Source organism: Mesorhizobium sp. M7A.F.Ca.US.006.04.2.1, from assembly GCF_004022915.1.
Taxonomy (GTDB): domain Bacteria; phylum Pseudomonadota; class Alphaproteobacteria; order Rhizobiales; family Rhizobiaceae; genus Mesorhizobium; species Mesorhizobium ciceri.
The window spans coordinates 1-3,502 of record NZ_RZQA01000699.1; the positions used below are offsets into that span (position 1 = coordinate 1).

4 protein-coding genes are annotated in these 3,502 nt (G+C 61.1%); 2 read left to right on the forward strand and 2 right to left on the reverse strand.

All coding sequences use genetic code 11. The features are described 5' to 3' along the window. Nucleotides 1–119: 119 nt before the first annotated feature. The gene (locus tag EN925_RS28305) at nucleotides 120–986 is read left to right on the forward strand and encodes an SDR family NAD(P)-dependent oxidoreductase (protein ID WP_127385041.1); all 867 of its coding nucleotides are present in this window, start codon (nucleotides 120–122) and stop codon (nucleotides 984–986) included. Nucleotides 987–989: 3 nt separating this feature from the next. Here EN925_RS28305 and EN925_RS28310 read toward each other — a convergent pair whose 3' ends face one another. Continuing rightward, nucleotides 990–1,415 (reverse strand): low affinity iron permease family protein, encoded by a 426-nt coding sequence (locus tag EN925_RS28310; protein WP_013530978.1) that lies wholly within the window; start codon nucleotides 1,413–1,415, stop codon nucleotides 990–992. A gap of 262 nt (nucleotides 1,416–1,677) precedes the next feature. Here EN925_RS28310 and EN925_RS28315 point away from each other — a divergent pair, with 262 nt between their 5' ends. Continuing rightward, nucleotides 1,678–2,925: a hypothetical protein gene (locus EN925_RS28315; protein WP_013530977.1), complete on the forward strand. Its 1,248-nt coding sequence runs from the start codon at nucleotides 1,678–1,680 to the stop codon at nucleotides 2,923–2,925. A gap of 105 nt (nucleotides 2,926–3,030) precedes the next feature. On the opposite strand, the gene EN925_RS28320 is transcribed toward EN925_RS28315, so the two are convergent. Then, the gene (locus EN925_RS28320) at nucleotides 3,031–3,324 is read right to left on the reverse strand and encodes a hypothetical protein (RefSeq protein WP_013530976.1); all 294 of its coding nucleotides are present in this window, start codon (nucleotides 3,322–3,324) and stop codon (nucleotides 3,031–3,033) included. Between the last annotated feature and the right edge of the window lie 178 nt (nucleotides 3,325–3,502).

Here is a 3,502-nt window from a genome sequence, read left to right on the forward strand (position 1 = left end):
GACAAGGGGCAACATGCGCAGCCTCGGCCGGACTGGTCAACCCGACAAGACGAGCAGAGGCTTGCACCGGCCCGTTCCGGCGCTAAGTTCGGCGCCATCGAACAAGGAATCCATCGCCCATGATCACCGACGCCGAGATCCAGACCGCCCTGCCCGCGCTTGCTCCAGGCAATGCCGCCGTGATCACCGGCGCTGCCAGCGGCATCGGTCTGGCGGCCGCCAAGCGGCTTGCATTGCTAGGCATGAAGATCGTGCTGGCCGACATTGGCGGCGCGCGGCTTGACGACGCCTCGCGCGCCGTTTCCGCGATTGCCGGCGACGGTGCCGTGCTTGCCGTCGCCGCCGACGTTTCGAAGGCGGATGAGGTGGACCGTCTCGCCGAGAGGGCGTTCGGCGCCTTCGGCGGCGTGTCGCTGCTGATGAACAATGCCGGCGTGGGCGACAACCCCGGAAAGCCGTGGGAAAACCGCGATGCCTGGAAACGGCTGCTGGACATCAATTTCTGGGGCGTTGTGCATGGCGTGGAGGCCTTCGCGCCGCGCATGCTGGCCTCGGCCAGGCCGGGTCTGATCGTCAACACAGGCTCCAAGCAAGGCATCACCACGCCGCCCGGCAATCTTGCCTACAATGTCTCCAAGGCAGGAGTGAAAGCCTTCACGGAAGGCCTGGCGCACGCGTTGCGCAACGAACCCGGCGCCCATGTCGCTGCCCATCTGCTGATCCCCGGCTTCACCTTTACCGGTCTGACCGAGGGTGCGACGGAAAAACCGGCCGGCGCCTGGACCGGCGAACAGGTTGTGGATTTCATGCTGGAATCCCTGACCAGGGGAGATTTCTACATCCTGTGCCCGGACAATGAGGCGGCCCGGCCGCTGGATGAAAAGCGCATGGCCTGGGCGATCGGCGACATCATCGAGAACCGCCCCGCTTTGTCGCGCTGGCATCCGGACCACAAAGGCAGTTTCGCAGCCTTCATGAAAGGCTGATCTTCAGGCCGCTTGCTTTTTCGACCCGCGCTTCTGTGCCACGGCCTTCTTCGCCGCGATGTCGGCGATCTGTTCGTCATGCCGCTTTGCCGCACGCTCGCATTTGGCGCGGATTTCCTCGACTTCGGATTCGGTCAGATGCTCGATGCCGATGAAGTGGTTGTGGCCCTTGCCGACCCGGATCAGTTCGTCGAGCTTGGCCTGGATCGCCGCGCCGTCGCGGTTCTGAGTGTTCTGGATCAGGAAGACCATCAGGAAGGTGATGATGGTCGTGCCCGTGTTGATGACGAGTTGCCAAGTGTCCGAAAAGCCGAAGAACGGACCGCTCACCCCCCAGGCGATGATGATGAGGCAACAGACGGCGAATGTCGGCGGCAGGCCGGCTATGCGGGCGACCCAGTTGGCAACCTTGGTGAAATGCTTTTCCATCTATCGGAATCCTCGACGCTGCGGCGCGATGAGAAACAATCAGCGACCGCTTCAGGTTCCCGATGCGAACAAATACCTCAGGTACAATTGCCTACACGCATAGGGAGAATAGTCTGGAAAACACACCTTATGGGTTCAATGCCACAGTACTCCTGCAGGCAAGAGTGCCTGTTCCTTCCGCTTCACAGCGGTTTACCTCCAGCCCCTTCCGCTGCGCCACCCCCGCATGGCGGAAGGGGTTTCAGTCCGGAGAGCGCGGAGCATGGTTTCCCGAAAGCGCCGACCGGCAGAAGGACAGACGGTCGCTCCACTTTCCCGCAGATTGCTTGGCAGCGCCGGCCTAGGCCTGCTGATGGCCTGCGCGGCCGTGACCGCCAGGGCAGAACCATCAACAGCACCGGCTGCCGAAATAGCGACCGATCCGACAATCACCGGCAGTCTCGAAAGGCATTGGACCAACAACGCGCTGGACAGCGACCATGCGGTCAAGGACTGGTACACACTGTTGCGCGGTTCGCTGCAGCAGCAATGGGGCGACAACGACGCCAACGCGAAATTCAGCGCGGACTTCCAGGTAACGCATTACGACAAGACGTCGATCGAGGACGACCGCGGATTGTCGCTGTCGGCCGAGGCCTTCCGCCGGCTCGGCCCGGGTCTCGAACTGAGGGGATCGCTGAGCTATCGCGTCTCCAGCACCGGCGACAATCTGGATATCGGCCCGCTGACGCTGGGTACGCGGGAGTTCAAGCAGGTCTTCGGCGCCCAGACACAACTCGGCATCGACCTCGGCAACGCCACATCGCTGATCCTCGAGGCCGCCGACAGCTACGAAAAGCTCGGCGCGACGCATTTCCAGGAAGATCTCATCTTGCCGGCGAAGCTGCATGCCGACCGCAATCTCTTCCAGTTGGCGGCTCGGGTCACCCGAACAGTTGGCCAGCTTGCCTTCGGCGCGTCCGCGTCTGCGCTCTTCGCCAGCGTCGAGGAAATCGGTTACCCGCCGCTGTTCCTGTCGTTCAACGCCTATACGCTGCGCGCCGAGGCGGCCTACAAGGCCACCGATGGTTCGACGCTCGGCGTGGCCTTGGGTGCGCAGTTCCTGCGCGGCGCCGATAACATCTACCAGCGCTGGCGTCCGACCTGGCAAGTCACCTTCGGCAAGCCTCTGCCGCACGGCTTCGAGCTGCGCGGCACCTATTTCGGCCGCTACGAAACGTCCGAAACCGACGACCCCCTGGCTTCGTGGCTGCAGCGCGCGGAACTGGAACTTGGCATGAAGGTGCGCGAAAACCTCGGCATCGCTTCCGGCATCTTCTATGAGCTCAAGGACAATTTGCTCTACGAGAACCAGGAGCGCCGCAAGGGCGTCTATGCCGAAGCGACGTACAACGCGACCAAATCGATGGCCATTGTCGTTCGCGTCGACGTTTCCGAGACCTTCAAGACCGTGATCGACGAGCGCGAACACACGGTCGATGCATTTGTGGGCCTGCGGGCGAAGATCTAGCTCATTCCCGCGCTTGACTGGGTAGGCCCACAAGCGGAGGCAGGAGGGTGTTGAAGACCCTCCTGCCCACGACACGTGACATAAGGATGCCCGTGACTTTCCTGCTCAGTGACGGCCGCCCAGCTTGTAGCTGTTGCCGCCAAGGACATTGACGCCGATACCGCTGAGAACGCCGGTAAGGACGTTGGTCTTGTTGCCGTTCAGAATGCCCTGGACGACATTGCCGCTCAGGATGTTGTTGCCACTCAGGATGCCATTGAGCGCGGTCACCTGGCCGACACCGATGGACGGCGACACATTGATCAGGCTACCCGAGCTACCTCCCCAGCCGCCGGCATAGGCGCCGACAGTCGAGAACGAAACCATAGCAGCGGTGAGTACAAAAGCGAACTTCTTCATGACTTCTCTCCATTGTTGCTAGTAGTGTTTTCTTCGACTTCTTACGACTTACCCCCGAAACGAGTAGTGCATTTTGCCGAAAGTCTTGCAACCTTGGAGTGTTTAATTTCACGGATACAATCCGTTTTCCATTTCTTAACTTTAATATTTTACGTTAAGAAAATTGGTTACCGTCGAC